Genomic DNA, 20,678 nt, shown 5'->3' with positions numbered 1-20,678 from the left:
GTTCTCCCACGCCCCACCGCCCGGCGCGAAGGTCCCCGCGACCATCGGAGGAGCACGCCGATGACTCCCGACTCTGCCCGGCAACACCTCCGCGACACGTGCACCGTGCTGTCCTGCCCCGTTCTGATTCGCCTGATCGGTGAGATCGACGACCACGGAGCCATCCCCGCACGCGCCCTGACCCGGACTTTCGCGGACCTCCCCACCCACCGGGTCAGGCAGGCGGTCGAGCAGGCGGATGCCCTCGGGCTCCTGACCCGAACCACCGCAGGGCTGGACCTCTCATCAGCCGGCCGCGACCTCGCCGACCTCTACGACGCCACCGCCCGCTGGGCCCGAGGACACCAACACCCGGCCCCACTGTGTGACTACGCCGGACGGATCCGGCACACCTTCGCCCTACTGGGCACCGGGGCACCCCACCCTCGGGCTTCCGACGACGAGCGAGACGTGGGACTCGCACGGATCGAACAGCTGATGAGCCGCTGGATCCACGCCCACCGGCGAAGCCGGGACGCCTACGGCATCACCGCATAACCCCTCGCCCGGATCGCCCCCTCACCGCTGGTCCACTGCTTCGCGCCGTCGGCCCTCCCACCCGAAACACGGAGATGCATGCCACCCCACGATGCCCCTCGCCCGATCGACGGGGACGTGTACGTCTCACCCCGCCACCTGGCCGCAGCCACACCGACCGGTGACACCGCTCTCCAACCCCTGCTCGCCGCGGGATGGGAAATGGCACACGACGACCTCGGCAACCTCCACATTCACGCACCGGACCGCAGGATCCGTCTCGGCTACCTCCCCGAGGGCGAGGACGACGGCCTGTGGCGCATCAACGCCTACGAGGACCCCTTCGGCCCACCAGCCTGGGGAGCCTGCTTCAACAACACCTGCCCCACCGAGTTCGTCCACGCCTTCACCACCGCTCTCACCCGGGCCTACAGCCGGGGCCCGCAGGCCTACCTGGCGTCACCGAGCCCGATCCGCGAGGGCCGTGAACCGGCCCTCGCCATCGACCCTCTCGTCAACCGCGGATGGCGCGCCTCTCACGACCGCCGGGGCACCCTGGAACTCCGCGCCCCCGACGGGCTCGCCGGACTCGCCATCCCCACCGGCCGCCTTGACCCCGAGAAGGAGTTGACCACCCGCGACGCCCGCTGGCAGTTGTGGGCCGGCACCTCCAACGACCACCCCGCCTGGTACGCCACCGCCAGTACCCACACCCCCGTGGCCCTGGTCCGGGCCGTCACCGAGTGCGTCTCCGATCCCGCTCCGCTGCCGCGATGGCGAAAGGACCCCCACAGCTACATCCAGGGCATGGCTCGGCTCACGCCCATCCTTCCCCCGGACCCGCCGGGGCCGACTCCGCTCGACATGCGGCGCCTCGCCGGCCGGCGGCCCGCCGCGCTTCCCTCGTCCAGCGTCCCGCGGTGGAGCACCACCAGCGGCCCACCCCGGCCCGGCTCCCGCCGCTGACCCCGCGTCCTCCCGAGCAGGAGTTTCCCTCATGTCCCTGCAGGCCGCCGAGGAGGAGCTGGTCAACCAGCACACCGTAGATCATTTACGGGACAGCCCTTAGGCTTCAGGCATGGGGTTTGACGAGGAGCTACAGGCATGGGCAGCGCAGCGTTCCCGAGACGCGCAGCAGAAGCGCGAAGACCAGGAGCGGGCAGCCAGGTTCGTCGATCAGTTTCATGACGAGATGGAAGAGTTTACAGTGGGAGCATGTCAGGCTCTCCGCCGACTGAAAGTCCCAACCGTACCTATCTATGAGATGAAATCAATTTCCAATAGGCGTGGAAAGTGTCTTAGGCGAACGCTGACTCGAAAAATACGTGCGCGCGGATGGCTGTTTAGCGGCTCATATTGGGCGAGTGAAAGCAGTGCACGGTTCGAGGGCGTGTTACTAGACGACGGAGTTACTTTACTTTCCGAAAATCAGCAGCTGAATACGCCTATTATGGGTTCTGCGGTCAAGAGAAAGTTTATAGGGTGGGAAATCGCCAAAGGTAGTTACCGCCTTCCAGTGCCACCCTCCTACGAAATGCCCCAGGAGGGGCGCGGATCAATGACCAATACGGAAATAACGATGCTCGCCATCAAGCGCGGTCTGTTTGAACTGGTCGAGCGGCACCAGAAATGAAACGGGGTAGCTGACGATTCCCCAATAGTTAAGCTTCTGAGTTTTTGGCGCCTCGCGCTCGAGGTAACCCGTGGTGTACTGTTCGTAGGCGGTCCAGTGGCTATCGATCCCAATATTTTTCAATCGCGCTGTGCTTCTGTTTCAGCTGCGTTCCTCTTCCGCGATCCCTGGTATCGGTTCCTCACGGACCTTATCATCGACAATCTTGTCATCCGCCCAGCGTCGGAATGCTTCATTGCCGACTTCGTTGACTGTCTAGCCAGTGATACTTCTGACGGCATCGATCTGAGACTTTAAGCCATCATCGATTCGTAGTGCGAGTACGACTATCCTCGCTTAGCTCTCGCGCTCTGGATGCTGCAGACTTACGGCGTCTGGAGTCGGGTGAAATCCGCTATGGACGCAAACGGCGGTCGACTTCCGACGACGTTCAGTAATCCTGGAACGGGCTAGAGGCGATACCATTACAGAGAGTCATAAATGCCAAATTAGCCGCATGTAAGGTAAAGTAGGACTTATGGCATGGCAGGGTTCGATTGAACATCCAAACCTGTATGCCACCGCAGTTTCAATAGTCGATACACTGCGTGGCATCTCTGGACGGCTACAGCACGGTGATACGCAATACATGGTCCATACAGACCTGGCAATTCGGTGCCGATCGCTGGCGCTGTATTTCGAGTCAGCGATTTCCAACGCTGAACGTGACGCCTACGCCCCTGCCCTCGGTTCGTTGCGGTCTGCTTTCGAGCACGTCTTTATTGACCAACTCGTATTTCTAGGGCAACGGTACGTGCAGGTCTTCCGAGACGTGGATGAGGAAACCTGGATCGAGTGGCAGCGCCAGCGTGAGGCTGGAGAGCGGTGGACTGACGTTACGGACTGGTCGCGATCGAAGGGCGGCATCGTTCGTATCACGAGAGAAGGGCTTCATTCCCGATCGTCCGAGGGTGGGAGTCGGCAGACCATTGGCATCCACTACTTCTTGTTGAACGAATACTCGCCATTCGTTGGCCCACCAAATATTCAGCAACACTTTGATGACGGCTTGTCGGAAGTCATGGAACGCGAAGACGAGGCCAAGCGGCACCGGTACATGCACGACACGTACCTCAAATGGCAAAGCATCAAGGACAGCCTCAAGACAAATGGCTTTGCCGATGACGAGACCCTGCGCCGGATGGACGTGCACTATAGATTCTTGAGCGCTTTTGTGCACCCTAATACTGATGCGGCACAGCTCTTGTACGGAAGGAATGCTTGGGACTGGCCGGTTTATGACCACTACAGCAGCGAACTCACCTTGCTCTATGCCGTTGTTCTTGCGGTAAAAGAGTTGAGGTCTTTCTATGCCATGACGCAGCGTCCACCAATGGTTGGCATCTCTAATTGGGTCGAGATCGAGCGACTGTGTGATAAGGCATGGTCACTGAGTTCTCATTTCTGGTTTCCTGGTCATGAGCCACATGAGTACGATCGGTTCCAGGAAGCAAACCGCCGAGGTTTCCGAGGGTGGCGCTCGGGATGTCGGTCGGTCGAGAATCCTGCCACGCTGCCAACAGAAGAAATCGGATACTATGTGAACCCGTTGGAACGTCTCGTAAGGCTGCACTCTAGCCAATCCGAAATGATTACTGGGCTGACATACCGGTCTCCCTGGCATAGAAGTGATGCCCAGTTTAGGTGAGAGGCTTGCGCTTGTGTGGCTACTCGCCTTCGAACCTCGCGACCTACGCTCCGCTCAGCTGCTGATTCTTTGCCCGATCGGGAGCTTGAAACCTCTCCGATAATTCACTCTGATAATTTGTTCCGGCGCCCACCCCGGTCGGCGCTACCACCTTTCGGCTTCTCCTCTTACTTACTGGTCGTGGCCTCCAATATTCCCTGGATGGCTGCCTTTCGCTCTTTAATTCTGCGCTCTTCTTCCTCGATGCCAGCCATAGCCTTTTCGCGCACGTCTTCGTCGGCAAGTTTGTTGTCGACCCACGCTATGAGTGCCTCCACGCCAACCTCGTTAACCGATTGCTCTGTTATTCCCCGGATTCCCTCAACCTGTTCCCGTAAAGCTGGATCAATGCGCACAGCGAAGACCACAGGCTTGCGTTCTTCTTCCCCTCCGGATAACTGCGGCGGCATGTCTGATCGTTGTTCGCTCATTTTAAGCTCCTCCCTGTCGATGCGAAAATTGATAACCTCTCTATTTATAACGCAACCGACAACCGGGTTCAATGTGCAGGTCAGAAGGGGGGATAGTGAGTGGTATGTGTCTGCGGCCATGCCGCGCTTGGCATCGGAAGATTAGTGACCACGAACAGGTTTAGGATATCTTCTCGATCCATGAACATGATCTGACTGCGCTTCGAGGCATCGAGCTTGTTACCCAGCCAGTTCCGAGCTGCTTTTGTGATCTCACCGCCTGCGACAATGAATGCATGGTCTACAAGGACACGCTTACCAATCTCCGGGTCAAAGATCTCGTGACCAAGCATCATGAGCGCCTGGTTGAGGATCTCAGCCACGTTGGCATTACTCGCTTTCGTCACTCCTGACGAGTCAAGCTTCCCCTTCTTGGCCTGGATTCCGAAGTAGAGGATGTGTTGCGTCGGCAGGGTGTAGCGCATCCAGACATCCTTGCCATATTCCAGTGCCTTGTCTTTATGGCCTGCGGCAGTGATTCGGTGAAACCCGAGCTGACGGAAGAGGGGAAGTAGAACTTCTTCGATCAGCTCATCTTCCGAGCACCTCTCGAGGTACGCCAGTAGCTGCTCGCGCCGTTCAAGCTCAGCAGCTGAGAAGGGGCGGTGTGGGTTGGGCGCAGGAGCGGCGACGGTGTTCGTAGCAACGTGGCGCAGATAGCACTTCTTGTCAGGGGCGTAGAATGCCTCGAACCCCTCTCGTGCAAGCGAGGCGTTGAGCTGAGCAAGAGCGCCTTGTCGTTGTTCGTCCTCATTCTGTGCGTCTGCCTGGTCCATGAGCCTGTCGACGACGCGCGCGAACGCTTCGGGGGGCGTGTTGGCGTTAGGTTGTGGCTCGGCAAGGATCTTTTCCAAAGTGTCGGCTACCCAATACTTGCGAGTCGAACCGTCATGGGCGTAATCGGTCTCGATGTCCGAGAAGAATTCGGTTAGCTGGCTGCTTGTGCGATAGACGAAGAAAGTCTCTTCGGCAGGAAAGTTGCCGCAGATCATATCCGCGATTTGAGCCAGCGTGCGCTGCTTGAAGTTCATTATTTCTTTTACGCCTCTTTGTGTATGACTCGCTACAATTGTGGGTATATTATCTACCTAAAGTGGTTAACCATCAAGTCTTTCGCAAAGCGCAGCTGTAGCAAGAAGGGTGTGTACTGCGGACGTATCCCGCTCGCCAGCTTACGGGTGACAAGCGGGACGCGCTGAGCATCGGTCATACCACGCAGGCGGTAATCGAGGATCGGTTCACCTTGGCAGCTCCATCAGGCCACCGGCGGGCGCATCTGCACTCCCGCCCGCTTCAGTGTCTTGCATACGGTGCTGGCATCGACGTAAAGTTCCCGCCCGATACGGGCTGTGCTCCAGCCCTGTTCGTAGGGCTTTCGAGCCTCAGCCACCCGTGCCGGCGTCATCTTGACCATGGGTCGCTTGTGAACACCGGCTCGTTCAAGATGCCGATCAACGGTGGACCGGTGCAAGCCGTAGCGGCGGGCCAGTTCCTTCAAGGTAGCCCCGCCTCGGTACGCCTCGGTCAGCTCCTTCACCTCGTCCGGGGATTAGGATGCAGTTCTCCTGAACTTCGGTGGCGACGGCGGGATCAGGCTCGGTGGAGCGTTCAGTGGGATCGGGTGTCTCGCCAGTTTTGCTGAGCGCCTGGAGCAGCCGGTGGAAGGGGGCGTTCCGGTTCGAAAGGGAGGCCCCCAGGCGCACCAAACGCATGGCCCTGAACTGGGGTTTCTCCTCAGGGAAGGGACCTACTCGGCCCCGGACGTCCCGTCCGGGGCCGTTTGCGAGCGCGTTGCGTGAACGGACGGGGCGGCAGCCCCCGAAATGGCCCCCAAACGATCAGCACCATCCGGTACATCGCGAGGGGCGCGGGCACGCGGGACGAGACGGGCCGCAGCCTCGGCGATCGCAAGATCCGCCTCGGGAAGCAGGTCCATGTACGTGTCCGCCGTGATGGTGATCGAGGAGTGGCCGAGTATCTCCTGGATGTCCCTTCAAGGCGGCACCGGCCGCGTAGGCTTTATGTGTGGTCGGCAGCTCAAGGGCAAGGTCTGGGAGCGTCGCAGGCGCTTCCGGCGATGCGGGTACTGAATACCGGCGCGGCGTTGCTGCGTACGCAGTGGCATGTGGACTCTCAGGGGTTTCGCTGCCGGGGATCGAGATTCCTCCCGCACTTGCCCGAGTGGCGTCTGTGTCGTTGGAAACCGATGATCCTGTCGACGACATCAGGATCGACTTCGAGTCAGGGCAGCGTGCGCTCGTCCAGGCCAAGCGGAGCCTGACTGCCGGCAAGCCCCTTAAAGAAGCCGTGGCCCAGTGGGTGCAGGCCGCCAGATCTGGTCTTGATCCCGCCAGGGATCGCCTGGTGGTCGTCTCGGGAACGCTGAGCGGGCCTATGAGAAAGCTGCAGCAAGTCCTGAATCGCGAGCGAACCGACCACCCTGGTTCACCCACGAAAGAGGAGGCCGAGGTCCTGGCGGATGTTCGGGCTCTCCTGGGCGCCTTGGACGAGCCCGAACGTGCCCTGGCCCTCAAGTGCGCAGTGATCTGGCAGCTGCGGGTAGAGGAGCCGGACGAACCAGAGTCGCAGGTGGCCATCGGCCACTTGCGTCATGTTGTGGACAACGACGGGGATGACTCGGCTGGTGGGGCGTGGGCAGCGCTGACGAGAATCGCGGGTCGCACAGCCCGGCTCCGGGGTGGGTACAGGCTCGCTGGCTGGCTGGATGCTCTGCACGGTGAGGGCATCGAAATCAGCAGCACCAAGGGAACCCCGGCGGCCGCGCTAGAGACCCGACGGCTGGTACTGGAACGGTATAGGGAGCGCCTTGCCCGGGAGGGTACGGAGATCGATCTGCGCTCGCTGGGAGCCGAGTTGCCCAACCTCCCTCTCGTCCAAGCGGACGCGGGCATCAAAGTAGGCACGAACCCGGACGACGACCGGGACGAGAGTGAGCTGATCTGGGCTTTCCTCCGCCGTGGCCGCGCCATTTTGACCGGCTTGCCCGGAGGTGGGAAGACCACTGCGTTGAGGAGTCTGGCGGCGCATCTGGCTTCGGATCGAGCTCTGCCTCTGCCCGTGCGGGTATCGCTTCGTGAAGTCAACATGGCGGGTTCGCAAGCGGGTTTCCGCGATCGCCTCGTCGCTGCGGCCGTACGCGAGGATAGGCCAGCAGACCGGAGCGTGCTCACCACCGAAATCAACGAGCGCCTGGACAAGGATGGTGGCATCGCCCTGATCCTCGACTCGCTCGACGAGACCTACGATCAGCGGTCGAGGGTTGTCGGTGAAATATCCGGTCTGGTCGCGGCTGTGCCTGAAGGAGTCTGCATCCTGCTGGCCACCCGCGATGTCGCCTACGGTCAGGCTGCCACGCTCGGATGGCCGACCTTGCGCTTGCGGTCACCATCCACAGCGGAGAGCACGGTGACCGCGGTCCTGACGTTGGCCGCGGCCCAGAGGCTTCCCAAGGCTGCGGACAGGCCGGGTTGGGTTGCCGAGCGCGCGGCATGGGTGCGATCAGCGCTGGCGCAGGACTCCCTGCTGTGTGAGACACCCCTGATCCCCGTCCTACTGGCCCTCCTCGCCGTGCGGCGATCAACCGAGTCGCTCCCGAAGCAGCGTGCGACGATCCTCGAAGCAGTCGTGAAAGACATTGTGGCCGACCGCGAGGTGCGGCGCGGCGACGGTCGCGCTCTGGGACCGTTGGCGGGCACCGAACTACACACAGCAACTATGCACGCGTTCATCAGCGAGGCCGCCGAGATCCTGAACAATCAGGGGCAGGCCGTGAAGGAGTCGGTCGTCGCCGCCATTGCCGCCGATCTCCGTGAGCCCTGGGGACTACCGCCGGCCCGGGCGGCGACTGCGGCGCGTGATGCAGTTCATCTCTTCGACGAAACCGGCATCTTCGTACTGTCCGGCGCCGAGGAAACCGTCGCCCCAAGGATCGCACTCTTCGCGGAAATTGGAGACGCCATGCGCATCGTCTCCCGCCCACACGAGATCCCGGATTGGGTCGATGCGCGGATCACAGGCCAGCAGTTCGAACCACTCGTTCTCGCGTGCACTCTCGACGTGGCCGTAGCTCGCGCCGTCTCCACCGCACTGCACCGAAACCCTGATGATGTCGTACTGGCGAGGGCGCTTGTCCAGGCTGTCAGAGAAGGGGCCGAACTCGACGACGCAACGATCCGACAGATCTGCGAGTGCTTGATCGGTCATGTCACCCACGGAACCCAGGAGGGGTGGCAGAGCTGGAAGGACCTCCTCGGATTGCCTGTCCCGGCTGAGCTTCGTGCGTCCGCAGAAGCGGCGGCGACGGAACTCGGTCCCGAGCATGCCCTGGTCGCACGTGCCTCACTGCAGCTTCGCTTCCGCCCGGACTCCTCCGTCGTGGAGGACTCGCAGTTGCTGAAGGACGTGCTTGCCCTGCGAGCGTTGCCACACTGGCCACGATCGGACGGAGACACGACGTTCGACTTCAGAGCATGGCTCGCCGACGACAGCTTGACCAGAACACAGGCCGAAGCGGCTGAAGTGCTTTTGGACCATGTCCCGCACACCGCTCACTTGGTCACCGCTTGCGCCTTGGAAGCTCCGGACGGTCTCCAGAAGACACTCAGTCGACTTCTCGCCGAGCGGGGGTTTGACGACGACGTTCAAGCCATTCACGACGCGATGGCACAGAAGCTGGAGGAGCTGGCGAAGTCCTGGTCGTGGGATTACGACGGCTCCTTCTACGCGCACTTCCTCCGGCTCATCGCCGACAACGTGATGACCGACCTTTCGACCACGCAGGCGACCCTCCTCGATGAGCTGGCTGATTTCGTCGAGACGATGGATATGAACACTGGCGGATCGAACCGCCTACGCAAGCAATCGGACGAAACGCTCCGAGAGCTCATTGGGCTGGCAACATCCCTCTACGGTTTCGACCGTGCGATTCTCGCCTCCCAGGCAAAGATCGCCTTGGCTCGAATGGAACGCTCACAGGACAACAACCCCTACTTCGCTCTCTTCGACAGCGCACAAGAACGGCGCGCTCCTGATTGGTCCGCCGTGAACGATCCCGAGGCGGCCGTGCGACTGTTGATCCGACTGCTGACACTCGGCCTCGGTCAGGCCAGATTCTCGGCAAAGTCATTGTGGAAGGCACCCATCGCCGAGCAGGCAGCACCGCGGTTGAGAGCTTTACTGCCCAAGCTGGAACCGAGCACGAGACACCAGCGTCTCGCGGCTGGGGCACTGGCATCACTCGCGTCAGGAACCGAACCGGATTGCTGGGTGGACAGCGGCAATCCCGTGCTGCGTGCAGTAGCAGCCTCCATGATCACGGTCATGAGCGGGAATTCGCTCAATGACCCGATCCGACAGCTCTTGAACGACCCTGATGGCCACGTTCAGGAGGCAGCCATAAGGAACATCGCCAGGGCCCAGCCACCAGCTCTAATCGAGCTTCTGACCACTGTCACCAGTCGGCCGACGCCGGGCTGGATGTGTCTAAGCTGCCGCACAGTGAATCCCCCTCCTGGGCCCACCTCGTGCTCGAAGGACGATTGCTCGATTGTCGGCGCCAATCCGGCCAAGCTCGCGAGTGAGGCTTTGCAGGAAGCGGCACACCGTGCGGGGGACACAACGCTCTAAGAGCGTGTCCTGTGTGGTGAGTCGGCGTAGGCGTTTGTAGCAGACGAGGGCGGCGGCCGGGCCGGGGAAGGCCGGGTGGTTGCGGGAATGCCGTTCGTAGCGCGGTGAGAGGCGGCGGTAGCCGACCAGCCGGGCGATGGTCCTTTCGATCTTCCAGCGTTGTCGTCCGAGTCGTTGGGAACTCTCCACGCCCTTGCGTGCGATACGGACGGCCGGGCGTTTGCCGTGCATCCATCGGCCCGGGTCGGGGATGTCGTAGGCCTAATAGGCATCGAGGTTGGCCGTTGCCGGCCTCGGCAGGGGCCGGGCGAGACGTCTGTTCTGTATGCCGCGCCTGGGAGCGCTTCGACAAGAGGGACGCGTGCAAGGCCCCTGCCTCTGCGACCGCGGCGCCCGTAGCGTGGCGTGGTTCGAGCCGTTTCCAGGGCCACCTCCCGATCAGCCGGAGCCGTGGAGCTCTTCACAAGAGCGAGGACCCTGGACATCGCCGGGGCCACGGACGGCTGATGGGGTGGTGCGCCCGCGAGCGCTTCTATTAGGTCGCCGGGTGGTCCCTGCCGCGGCTCGACGCCGACGGACGGCAGACACTTCGAGGGGAGCACACATTGCACGTGACCTGCGGAATCGACTGGGCCGAGGACCATCACGACATCGCGGTGGTCGACACCGATGCCCGCCTGCTCGGCAAGCTGCGGATCGGCGACGACGCCACGGGTTTTCAGGACCTGCTGCGACTGCTGGCCGAGCACGGCGACAGCCCGGAAGATCCGATTCCGATCGCGATCGAGACCTCTCGCGGTCTGCTGGTGGCCTGTCTGCGGGCGTCCGGCCGGCGTGTCTACGCGATCAATCCGATGGCGGTTGCCCGCTACCGAGACCGGCACGCCGTCTCCCGCAAGAAGTCCGACCACCAGGATGCCGTCGTCCTGGCGAACATCCTGCGGACCGACGCCGAACTTCACCGGCCGCTGCCCGACGACTCCGACCTGGTCAGGGCGATCGCCGTCCTGGCCAGGGCCCAGCAGGACACGGTCTGGGACCGCACCCGCGCCCACAACCGGCTCCGTTCCCACCTTCGCGAGTACTACCCGGCGATACTCGAGGCGTTCGCCGACAAACGCGAACGGCTGCCGGCGCGGGAGGCCCGCGCGATCCTGGCAGTCGTCCCCACGCCGGGTGAGGCTGCCTGCCTCACCCGCAGCCGGCTCAAAGCCGCCGTCACCCGCGCGGGTCGCCAACGGCGGATCGACGCCGAGACCGACCGGCTCCTGGAAGTGCTCCGCCGCACCCGGCTCCGCCGGCCCGGCCTGGTCGAAGCCGCGATGGGACGCCAGACCCTCGCTCTCCTCGCCCAGCTCGACGCGGCCTGCCAGGCCTGCGACGACCTGGCCCGGGCCACCGAAGAACTCTTTCTCCAGCACCCCGACGCGGAGATCATCACCAGCTTCCCCGGCCTGGCCGTGCTCACCGGCGCCCGGATCCTCGCCGAGATCGGCGACGACCACACCCGCTTCGACACCGCCCGCGACCTGAAGGCCTGTGCCGGAAGCGCTCCGGTCACCCGCGAATCCGGCCGCAGCCGCCGCGTCAGCCACCGCCGAATCAAGAACAGCCGACTCGCAGCGACCGGCCGGCACTGGGCATTCGCCGCCCTGACCGCCTCACCCGGAGCCCACGCCCACTACAACCGCCGACGCGAGACCGGCGACCGCTACTACGCAGCCCTCCGCCACCTGTTCAACCGCATGATCGGCCAACTCCACCACTGCCTGACCACCCACCAGAAATTCGACGAAACCACCGCCTTCACCCCACCAACGAAACCCCAACTCACCACCGCCGCTTGACCCGATAACTGCATGGGGTGTCTTGTCCGCGTGGATCCGCCCGGGGTGGTGGTGGCGGCCGCGTTCGGGGTCGTGTCCCGATCGGAGACCGGCCGGGAGCGGCTTCAGGCCCCGGCTGTCCCGGGTGTTGCCACTTGAGACGGCGACCACGAGGGGCAGGCCGTTCGCATCGGACAGGACATGCATCCCGGGACCCGCCCTGCCCCGGTCCACGGGGCTCGGACCCGGGTGTTCGCCCCTTTCTCAGCCCGCAGGTGGGCGGTGTCGATCAGCACCCGGGACAGGTCGAGCAGGTCCGCGGCTGCGAGTTGATCGAGCACCGCGCGGTGCAACCGTGCCCACACCCCGGCCCCGGGCCGGATCAGGAAGCGGCGGTGCGCGGTGGACTCGGAGATCCCGGAACACGGCGGCAGATGCCCCGGGCACACCCGCTGGTGAGGACGTACACGATCGCGGCGAACACCGCTTCATCAGGGGTGTTCCGCGTCCCCCCAGCCCCGCGGCCGTACCCGCTCAGATAGGAACAACGGCTCCACGAGCTCCCACAAACCATCCGGAACGATCCAACCCCACCGACTACTCCCCATGCCCACTCAACGAGCCACACTCCACATAGGACACGCTCTAAGGTTACTCCCCAAACCCTCTGTGACCTGCACAAAGGAGTCTGGTCAAACCCCAGGTACAGGGGATCCCGGCGCCGACTCGGCATGACAGTCTGCCCCACCACCGAGAACTACCTCAATCGAAGGCCAGAAAGTCCTGCCAGCAAGTTGACAGGACCTCAAAAAACATCGAAGCTAAAAGAGATGATGATCAATATGGCGATGGTCGGCTGCTGGTGAAGATCGCATTGTTCGACGAAGGTTCCCCGACTGAACAAAGGCGAGCTGGCAAGAATCTCGTTCCTGCGGTAAACGCGTAGTCCTGTCGAGTCGTACCGTGAGGCTGGCACCCTCGTACTTCAAGGGGGCCTGAACGGCGGGGAAGAACTTCAAGGCAAGTAAGGGGCTTGCGTGGGGAGGAACTTCAACTACCGGATTCTCCGGAGCTTCGAGGGATACGGCTGGCAGCGCACCGGGCAGCATGAGTCCCCCGTCGCTATTCGGTATACGGATGAGAATGCCGCCGCCCGCGCCCAGGAAAGACGCAAGATATCTCTTGTGCTCCGGCCCTTGCTTGCTGCCGTCTGGAGCAGTCGGGATGAGATGGAGAAGAACGACAGGCGCATTGAGCAGTCACGGGGACTGCTTCTTCGGTGGAAGAAGTATCCACCGAAGAAGAACCCGGCCCGCCGGAAGAAGTGGCATGAGCAGCGGATCAGGGAGTGCGAATCCAGGCGCTCGGAGCTCTCGCGTCAGCATGAGGAGGCTGTCATCGCGTTGCAGGAAATACGCAGCCGCCTGCGGGCCGAGTACCAGGGTCCTCTGACCCCAGAGGAGGTGGATCGCCTCCTGCGCTGATCTTGCAGGGCTTCAGGGTGCAGGGATGCTCTTCGGCTCCTCTGATGTCAGTAGTGGTCCAGCGCTTAGAGGTCGTTTTCGCCCAATGTTTCATCCTGTAATCGGTTGTTTCACGAGATTATCGGGTTGCGCCAGGGGATGGTGCTCTCGCCGGTGAGGCGGCGGGCCATGAGGTCGATCATCGCAGTGGATTATGGCTGCTGAGCGGGCGGGCAGGGCGCACGGAACTCGGTGGAGTTATCGGGGCGAGCTGATGCATTACTAAATGAGGCGGTGCATTCCCAGGAGAAAGAACCCATCTAGCGGGTGGCTGCTCAGTCCTGCTAGTGGCATATCAATGCAAAACGGGTGTAGTCCATCGGGGAACGAGCTCGTGAGGCCGCGGCAAATCCTACAGTATTCAAATTAAGCGCTAACTAAAATGATCGTGGAGAACGTGAGCATGTTCCGTCGTGGGTGGGGCGCATATTTCCGCTTCAGGAACTCGACCCATCGCTTCGACCGGCTCGCTCCTCGCGCGGATGCGGATCGGAGGATTTCTCACCAAGAAGCATCGGACCAGCCAAAAACTCGGCTGGTCGGTAGTGGCGTTCGCCTGAGCCGACTCGCTGGGGCTAGTCGCTCTGTACGGGAGCGTCGTGGCCCCCAACCCTTTGCGGGACTGGTGGGGCAGGCAGAATTCCGGTAGTGAACGGCGTCGGCAAGCCGTGTGGGGAAGAACTGCACACGGTTCGATGCAGTGAGGGCTGGCGCGATAGCGGACGTACGCCGCTATCGCGCCAGCCTCGACCCTACGTGAGTCCCATCAGCAAGCTGATGGGACTCACGTAGGGTCGAGGCTAATTGTTGATGCTCATCATAGAGCGGGGCGAGCCGTCTCCGTGTACGTGGAGAAGATCGCCCCCGCAGTCAGCTTGGCCCTCTGCAGCTCGGCAGCGACGGACTGTTCATTACCCCACCGCCCATGTCCGGTGGCCAGGGCGCGGGTGACTCCTGCCACTGCTTCCCGCAGTTCGTCAAGTTTATTCGGTGTCACAACGCGCAGGCCGGGCACAGGCGGGCTCTGTGTGTGAAGTGTGCTGCTCGGGTGAAGCATCACGGGCTGGGCTCTGATATCTGGCGCAATGGACTCGTGCCAACGAACGCTGCCACCGAGTTGATCCGCATCGTCTTTTGAGATCAGGTCGCTGCTGCTTCCCGTCTTCAGTTCGATGATTGCGTGCTGCTCATTAGTCAGCGCCCATCGATTGTCGGGGCCGATTTTGAACATCTGGTCGGGGCGGTCACTTCGGAAGCCAAGGTGGTGGCCCAGAAGTTCCCAGGCCGCTTCAGCGTCATTTGTCCGGTCCTTGTCTCCCCAGACGATTTGGTCGAAGATGTGACGCACGCCAAGAACCAACTGGACACCATCCGAGTAGGTTTCTCGCAGGTATTCGGTGGCCGCACGGGCTTGTACGGCTGCCGCCTTGATGGTTCGCGGAGCCACGTCGTCAACAGGACGTTGGACCATGGGGTTTTTGACTACGGCAGTGGTGAGGGCCTGCTGGGCAGCCGACGGGTCGACGTGGTGAAGGTATGCCGCTTTCTGCTCCATGAGGTAACCACGGAGAGCTTTGTCCTCCAGGCTGTTGATTACAGCCTGCAAGCGACTCACGGCTGCTTGGTATTGCCCGATGGCAGCTAGGTTGAATGCCTGGCGGTTGGCTGTAGCCTCGGCGCGAACAGTGCTGGTCTGGTCATACTGAACATCTGCCAGAGCTCGGCGGCTAGCTGTCAACCACTGCGGGTGCCGCTCAAGACAGGCGTCGATGGCTTCCCGGACCTGCCCCAGGCCCTCACCGGCGATCTGGTCGGCGATGCTACGGCTTACCCTGAGTTGTGCGCGTGTGGCGGGGGAGAAGAGATCGAGACGACGTGGGTCATGAATGGCCATGCTGAGTTCGGCACCCATGAGGAGGACAGCGCAGTAGTCCTCCCGGTCCCTCACTCCACGGCCCATGCCCTGTTCGATCCGTTGGATGCTTTGAGTTACCCGGAACCGGCTGTCCGGAAGGATGGCCGCTTCGCGGCGTTCGGCTGCATCTAGGGGCAAAGGGACCCCGTCAAGGATCAACAGACGGCAGGCATTGTTAGGCAAGTCGATGCCGTCGTACTTGTTGACCAGCACGACTAGACCGACATGAGGCGTCTCGCGTAGTTCCTTGACCCCCTCGTCCAGCGTTGCCGCAGAGTGAATGCGGTGGGCGTACGGGGCCCACACGGCAGCGCGTTTCGAACTCGGGACGATTACAACGACATTGACCGGCTCCGTCTCGGCGACGCCATCACCGTTCCGGTCACCGTCTGCGAACTGCCTGGCCAAGAGGCGTATAGCCTCATCGCCTAGCGACGGGTTGAGTGAGAGCGGCGCGAGGATCAGTCGGTCGCCCATGTCAGCGGCGCTACCTGGGGTCACTGGGCAGGCCAGCAGCGCAGGACCAACGTCCAGGGCGGTAGTCAACGCACTGTCATCAGCCAATGTAGCGGTCAAGTACACGCGGCGCTGGGCGTTCGTGAAGGCCGGGATCGCGTGGACCGGAGGGCATGGCGGCCGCACTTCCACCCCTCGGCTAGTGATAGAAGCCGTGCAGAGATTTAGAACATCCGCAATCAGGGGCCACACATACTTGAATTCATCGTCGCTACTGTGCGGATGCAAGAGATCCATGACCTCTTGATGTCGGTTGGCCCAGGTCCAGAACGGTACGCGTACGAGCGCCGAGTAGTCTCCAGCCTGGACGTCACGCCATTGGTTTGGTGCCTGCCGTCGCAGCTCATGGGCGAACATGTTCACCAGCTTGTCGTGGGTCTTGTGCCCACAAGGAATGAAGAGTCGGAATTGCCGAGTGATCGTGTTCAGTGCTGCATGGGCATCGTCGACGACGACTACGCCGAGTGGCATATGAGGACGGCTGTTGTCGCCAGCCACACCGAATGTCGACATGCCGTTGAAGAGTTTCTTGAAGTTGGTTACCAGAATGGCTTTTTCTTGCTGGAATGCCGGGTCTCTGGGATCCGTGGTGGTCACCAGGCCCAGATTTAGTGCTTCCTTCTGAACTTGGCCAGATGCGTAATGAGTGTCTCCGGCCAAGTAAACAGCCTTCCCAACACCCTCGTTGAGTGTGCTCTGAGCGATCAGTAGACCCGCCGCCGTTTTGCCGCCCCCAGTATTCTGTTTGATCACCACATCCTTGTCAGTGCGACGCTCGAACCACCGGTCCAGAACCTCGCCCTGCTCGTGCCGCAAGTATGGCCAGGGCCGAGGGCCTGCCGCATAAATGTCCCGCGGACGCAGTAGTGGATCGGTCTCGCCGGCGCCAACCAGGCTCCAGTTCAGTGGCACGCTCTTGACCTCCTTCGGTCCGTCCCCTCCATCATTGCGCAAGCGACGACTTCGGGGGCTGAGTTTCCACGCAGCGCTGAAACAATGAGCACGGAAGGGGTCCACCAATTATAACTTTCCGTTATCGGATGGTGGCAGCTGGTGACAAGGTTCGATTTCGACTGTTCTCCGATCCCGTTGAGTCGTTCGGGACGGGGACCGGGGAGGTGGATGGGTGCCAGGTGAGAATCCAGCCTGCGGTAAGTGCCACCACGCCGCCTGCCAGGGCGATTGCGCCGCCTGTTCCGATGGCTGCGGCCACCGCGCCCAGGCACACCGCCCCGACGCCCTGGAGCGTGATGCTCCCGGCGCCGAGCAGGCTGAAGGCCTGGCCCCGGCCATCCTGTGGCAGGGCGTCGAGGAAGGGGCGTTGCAGGCCGAGTTGGTAGGCGTATCCGAGGCCGCTGAGCAGCAGCAGACAGGACGAGACGCCCACCCCGGGCCGGGCGGCGAAGCCGACCAGCGGTAGTCCCGTCAGCGCGATCAACGGCACCACCAGTCGCTCCCGGGTGGGCGGCCGCAGCAGTCGGCCCACCAGCAGGTCCCCGACAAGCATGCCGACCGGAAGACAGCCCATCAGCACCGCGTACCAGCCGGGCGCGAAGTGGCGTTCTCCCGAGTAGGCGACCAGGAGGCCTTGCGAGCCCGCCACGAACGCGACGGGTAGCCACTGGGCCGGCATCAGCCGTCGCACCGTGCGTCGGCGCAGCAGCAGGCCCGCACCTCGCAGGCTTGCACGGGCGGCCCCGCTGTCCCTCCCGGCGCTGCCGGGTGTGCCACCGGACTCTCCCGGTGGCAGCCGGGGCAGCCGGATGCGGATGGCCAGCGCGCAGCCGAGGTAGAGGACGGCGCCGGCCGCGAGCGCCCGGCGTGGGCCGAGTGCCGCGACGGTCGCACCGCCCAGCGCCAGACCGAGCAATTGCGCGCCGGCAGCGGCGATGTTGTTCAGTGAACGGCCCAGTACATAGGCGTCCCCCTCCAGCGTCTCGGCGACCAGCCGACTCGAGGCGCCGTGAAACACCGGTGTGGCGAGAGAGACCAGAGCCACGACACCGAGGCTTGCCGCGACCGGCATCCGCACCAGGGCGAGCAGCAGGGCGGCGGCGCACGTCAAGGCGTAGCCGCCGGTAATGAGCGCGCGGGGCGGCAGTCGGTCGGCCAGTGACCCCAGCAACAGCGAGCCGAACAGTTGCGGGATGAAGCCGATACCGAAGGCCGCCGCGCTCAGCGGCGCGGAGCCGGTGGTCGAGAAGATCAACACCGAGAAGGTGGTGATCCGCAGGATGTCCGCCGTGATCGCGACGGCGCGTGTGGCGAAGAGCAGCCGGAATCGCGGCTCGGCCAGCACCTGCCGGTAGGTGGCACGGTGGTCGCCCCGGGCGGGCTCGGCGGTTGGGGTCATGACGCCCAACCTCGCCGTGCTCCCGCGCCCGACACCAATGATTCGTCGCTGGACGAATCGGAACAGAGCTCCCTCGGTAGCATGGCGCGGTGCTCCGCTTCGAAGTCTCCGTGGAGGACCTGTTGCGCAGCCGCTTCGCGCTGTCGCCCGCGCTGGACCTCTGCCTGCTGCTGCGCTCACTCGCCGGCCGGGACGGACCGCTGCCGCGAGCTTGGGCCACCCGGCTCCTCCCGGCCTTTGAACGGCTTCGCCGCGAGAGTGAACTGAACGCCGTCCTCGCGCTGCACAACCCGCGATCCGGGCCGAGCTTCGTCGCCCCGCCCCCTCGCGGCCTCAACCAGACCTGGGCGGACGACCTGGCCATGATCCGGGCCACACCGCCGGAAGCGGTCCGCCTCGAAATCGCCACCCACGCGACCGGCCCGTCCGCCGGTGATCCCCGCGTACGCGCGGTGCTGGACTCCACGGACGCCGTCTCCAGGATCGCCGAGGCGATGGACCGGGCCTGGCACGAACTGCTCGCCGCGGACTGGCCGCAACTGCGCGCGATCTGTGAGCGCGACGTCGTGCACCGGGTGGGTACGATCGGCGAACACGGATGGGTCACGACCATCGAGAGCCTGCACCCGAGCATCACCTGGCAAGCCGGCGGTATCGAGATCGGCCACTTCGCCCGGGTCGAACCGGTCCGCCTCGCCGGCGACGGACTCCTGCTGATCCCCTCGGTCTTCGTCGCGAATATCGCCGCCCACCTGGCAGACCCCTGGCCCTGGCCCAGGACCTTGGTCTACCGTGCCCGCGGCACCGCCGCCCCGTGGGGTGACCGGGAGACCGTCCCCCGACCGGACACGCTGACCGCTCTGATCGGCCGGTCCCGAGCCCGACTGCTGTTGGCACTGGACGCCCCGGCCAGTACCAGCCACCTCGCCCGAAGCCTCGCCATGACACCCGGCGCGGTGGGAGACCACCTCGCCATCCTGCGAGGCGCGGGACTGCTCGTCCGCGCCCGGTCCGGACGGTCCGTGCTCTACCGCCGCACCCCGCTCGGCGAGGCACTCGTCGCCGGTACGGGCTGAGAGATCGGATCAGCACCGATCGACTCCGTCGGGGATCTTGAGCGTGGCCTACAGGGAGCGGTGCAGCAGCGAGACGGAAAGGTAGCCGCCGTCAAGGAGGTGCTGTTCGGGCAGCAACCGGCGAGCACGGAGGCGGGCGTGGATGCCGGGGAGGGCCTCGGTGTCCCCGGTCGGCCTGGTGGTGCCGATGTCCGTGATCGGGTCGGCCCGGGCGTCGCCGGTTGCGCAGGTCTCGGTGACATGGACCGGGTAGCCGCTTCAGCGGATGGTGCCCCGGATGGCCCTGCGGGCTTCGCGGTCGTAGGGCGTGACGAGCCGCACGGCCCCTTGGGGCTGTCCGTCCTTCTCGGTGCGCGGACGTAACCTGCCACGGGCGTCGGGGAGGAAGTTCTGTACCGTGATCTGCCGCAGCGCTTCCGCGCGGGGGCCACGCCGGTGGTGCGGCACGCACCCGAGGAACAGGCGGGCATCCGCTCCCGCCTGCTTGAGCCGGGTGGCAGGGTGAGTCGGCCGGCTGGGCAGCCGGACCGTACGCCCGTAGCGGGTGGTCCACTCGGCATCCACCGGGCCGTCGAGGATGTCGGGTGCTCGCCGGGCGGCCTCCTCCAACGTCGCGCGTACTGCTTGAAGGGCCGGCTCCACTCCAGGCGGGTGAGGTCCCGGACGGCGGCCGGGATCCGGGGGGAGTCGGTGCGCTGCCTCCCACGTGCGGCGACCATACCGGCCTCCCATATCCGGGCCGGCGACAGGGAGAGCAGCCGGTCCGCGCGATCGTCCTCGCACAGACGATCACGGAAATCCGTCAGCACACCGTGGTGGAACCCCGGGTCGTCCAGCCCCGGGGCCGGGGCATACGTGAAGTCGATCCGACATCGCACCGCCTCGGCAGCCTGCCGGTCGGAGAGGTTGAGCAGGAACTGCAGCACACAGACCGTGGCGAGTTGGGCCGGCGAGAGTCCGGGGCGGCCATCACGCGGGTCCCGGGAAGCAAAGTCTTTGTCGTCCCGGAGCCCATCGAGGCGATCACCTACCCACATCACCGTGGCGCCGCGAGGGTTGCCAGCCCAGGTCACCCGTGCTGTGAGCTCGGGAACCACCGCACCGCACCGGGGAAGAACGGACACCGATCACCTCAGAAGGGCGGAAGCACGCAAGACCGTTCCGAAGCATTTCAAGCGCCGACAGCCCTTGTCCCAAGAACTCCAAGATCCCCGACAGAGTCGCTCGGGTTTTGAACCAGAGTGAAGGTTTTGGAACTTACCATTTCTTTTGTTGTGTCGGTATTTCGCCTGCAGCAGACAGGGAAGATCGCGGAAGGACTGGCCAACGCTGCTCAGACCATGTCAACGTGGACAGCCTTCCCGGTGATTCTCGGTTCGGAGAGGTGATGGCTGGTGGCGGCGGTTCCCAGGGATCCTGCTTTTCATGTCGCCGTGGAGGGTTTGCGGCGTGAGTGGCGGCTCGGTGCGGGGCGGGCG

At 63.7% G+C, this 20,678-nt stretch carries 14 protein-coding genes and 3 pseudogenes; 7 read left to right on the top strand and 10 right to left on the bottom strand.

All coding sequences use genetic code 11. The features are described 5' to 3' along the window. The first annotated feature begins 60 nt into the window (after nucleotides 1-60). The gene (locus FNQ90_RS00910) at nucleotides 61-537 is read left to right on the top strand and encodes a hypothetical protein (protein WP_182604495.1); all 477 of its coding nucleotides are present in this window, start codon (nucleotides 61-63) and stop codon (nucleotides 535-537) included. 78 nt (nucleotides 538-615) lie between these two features. Beyond that, nucleotides 616-1,482, top strand: coding sequence for a DUF317 domain-containing protein (locus FNQ90_RS00905; RefSeq protein WP_182604494.1), 867 nt, complete (start codon nucleotides 616-618; stop codon nucleotides 1,480-1,482). 589 nt (nucleotides 1,483-2,071) lie between these two features. Here FNQ90_RS00905 and FNQ90_RS00900 read toward each other — a convergent pair. Beyond that, nucleotides 2,072-2,272, bottom strand: a complete 201-nt coding sequence (locus FNQ90_RS00900; RefSeq protein ID WP_182604493.1) for a hypothetical protein — start codon at nucleotides 2,270-2,272, stop codon at nucleotides 2,072-2,074. 394 nt (nucleotides 2,273-2,666) lie between these two features. Between FNQ90_RS00900 and FNQ90_RS00895 the strand changes: the two genes are divergently transcribed. After that, nucleotides 2,667-3,836, top strand: a complete 1,170-nt coding sequence (locus FNQ90_RS00895; protein WP_182604492.1) for a hypothetical protein — start codon at nucleotides 2,667-2,669, stop codon at nucleotides 3,834-3,836. A gap of 167 nt (nucleotides 3,837-4,003) precedes the next feature. Here FNQ90_RS00895 and FNQ90_RS00890 read toward each other — a convergent pair whose 3' ends face one another. The 3 genes from FNQ90_RS00890 to FNQ90_RS00880 all read right to left on the bottom strand — a co-directional run bounded on the left by FNQ90_RS00890 (nucleotide 4,004) and on the right by FNQ90_RS00880 (nucleotide 5,882). Further along, nucleotides 4,004-4,306 (bottom strand): hypothetical protein, encoded by a 303-nt coding sequence (locus FNQ90_RS00890; RefSeq protein WP_182604491.1) that lies wholly within the window; start codon nucleotides 4,304-4,306, stop codon nucleotides 4,004-4,006. 80 nt (nucleotides 4,307-4,386) lie between these two features. Continuing rightward, complete coding sequence (locus FNQ90_RS00885; RefSeq protein WP_182604490.1) at nucleotides 4,387-5,376, bottom strand: PDDEXK family nuclease; 990 nt, start codon at nucleotides 5,374-5,376, stop codon at nucleotides 4,387-4,389. 224 nt (nucleotides 5,377-5,600) lie between these two features. After that, nucleotides 5,601-5,882: a helix-turn-helix domain-containing protein gene (locus tag FNQ90_RS00880; RefSeq protein ID WP_182604489.1), complete on the bottom strand. Its 282-nt coding sequence runs from the start codon at nucleotides 5,880-5,882 to the stop codon at nucleotides 5,601-5,603. Between the two features lie 653 nt (nucleotides 5,883-6,535). On the opposite strand from FNQ90_RS00880, the gene FNQ90_RS00875 reads away from it, so the two are divergent. Next, nucleotides 6,536-9,991 (top strand): NACHT domain-containing protein, encoded by a 3,456-nt coding sequence (locus tag FNQ90_RS00875; protein WP_182604488.1) that lies wholly within the window; start codon nucleotides 6,536-6,538, stop codon nucleotides 9,989-9,991. Nucleotides 9,992-10,003: 12 nt separating this feature from the next. Here FNQ90_RS00875 and FNQ90_RS28615 read toward each other — a convergent pair. After that, nucleotides 10,004-10,252 (bottom strand): annotated as a pseudogene (locus FNQ90_RS28615) (IS5/IS1182 family transposase); the annotation flags it as partial. Between the two features lie 344 nt (nucleotides 10,253-10,596). Between FNQ90_RS28615 and FNQ90_RS00865 the strand changes: the two are divergent. After that, nucleotides 10,597-11,838 (top strand): IS110 family RNA-guided transposase, encoded by a 1,242-nt coding sequence (locus tag FNQ90_RS00865; RefSeq protein ID WP_182604487.1) that lies wholly within the window; start codon nucleotides 10,597-10,599, stop codon nucleotides 11,836-11,838. Nucleotides 11,839-11,859: 21 nt separating this feature from the next. Here FNQ90_RS00865 and FNQ90_RS26890 read toward each other — a convergent pair. Beyond that, a pseudogene (locus FNQ90_RS26890) lies at nucleotides 11,860-12,425 on the bottom strand (transposase); the annotation flags it as partial. A gap of 429 nt (nucleotides 12,426-12,854) precedes the next feature. On the opposite strand from FNQ90_RS26890, the gene FNQ90_RS00860 reads away from it, so the two are divergent. Next, nucleotides 12,855-13,301, top strand: a complete 447-nt coding sequence (locus tag FNQ90_RS00860; protein ID WP_182604486.1) for a hypothetical protein — start codon at nucleotides 12,855-12,857, stop codon at nucleotides 13,299-13,301. Between the two features lie 856 nt (nucleotides 13,302-14,157). On the opposite strand, the gene FNQ90_RS00855 is transcribed toward FNQ90_RS00860, so the two are convergent. Continuing rightward, nucleotides 14,158-16,683, bottom strand: coding sequence for a helicase C-terminal domain-containing protein (locus tag FNQ90_RS00855; RefSeq protein ID WP_182604485.1), 2,526 nt, complete (start codon nucleotides 16,681-16,683; stop codon nucleotides 14,158-14,160). 121 nt (nucleotides 16,684-16,804) lie between these two features. After that, nucleotides 16,805-18,124 (bottom strand): MFS transporter, encoded by a 1,320-nt coding sequence (locus tag FNQ90_RS00850; protein ID WP_182604484.1) that lies wholly within the window; start codon nucleotides 18,122-18,124, stop codon nucleotides 16,805-16,807. An 89-nt stretch (nucleotides 18,125-18,213) separates the two neighbouring features. On the opposite strand from FNQ90_RS00850, the gene FNQ90_RS00845 reads away from it, so the two are divergent. Beyond that, on the top strand, nucleotides 18,214-19,200 hold the full coding sequence (locus tag FNQ90_RS00845; protein ID WP_182604483.1) for a winged helix-turn-helix domain-containing protein: 987 nt from the start codon (nucleotides 18,214-18,216) through the stop codon (nucleotides 19,198-19,200). A gap of 258 nt (nucleotides 19,201-19,458) precedes the next feature. On the opposite strand, the gene FNQ90_RS28310 is transcribed toward FNQ90_RS00845, so the two are convergent. Both FNQ90_RS28310 and FNQ90_RS28305 read right to left on the bottom strand, forming a co-directional pair. Then, nucleotides 19,459-19,842 (bottom strand): hypothetical protein, encoded by a 384-nt coding sequence (locus FNQ90_RS28310; RefSeq protein ID WP_323379713.1) that lies wholly within the window; start codon nucleotides 19,840-19,842, stop codon nucleotides 19,459-19,461. Between the two features lie 122 nt (nucleotides 19,843-19,964). Beyond that, nucleotides 19,965-20,237 (bottom strand): annotated as a pseudogene (locus tag FNQ90_RS28305) (transposase); the annotation flags it as partial. Nucleotides 20,238-20,678 lie beyond the last annotated feature (441 nt).

Source organism: Streptomyces alkaliphilus, assembly GCF_014141535.1.
Taxonomy (GTDB): Bacteria; Actinomycetota; Actinomycetes; order Streptomycetales; family Streptomycetaceae; genus Streptomyces; species Streptomyces alkaliphilus.
This window is presented reverse-complemented; position numbering and strand designations above follow the sequence as displayed.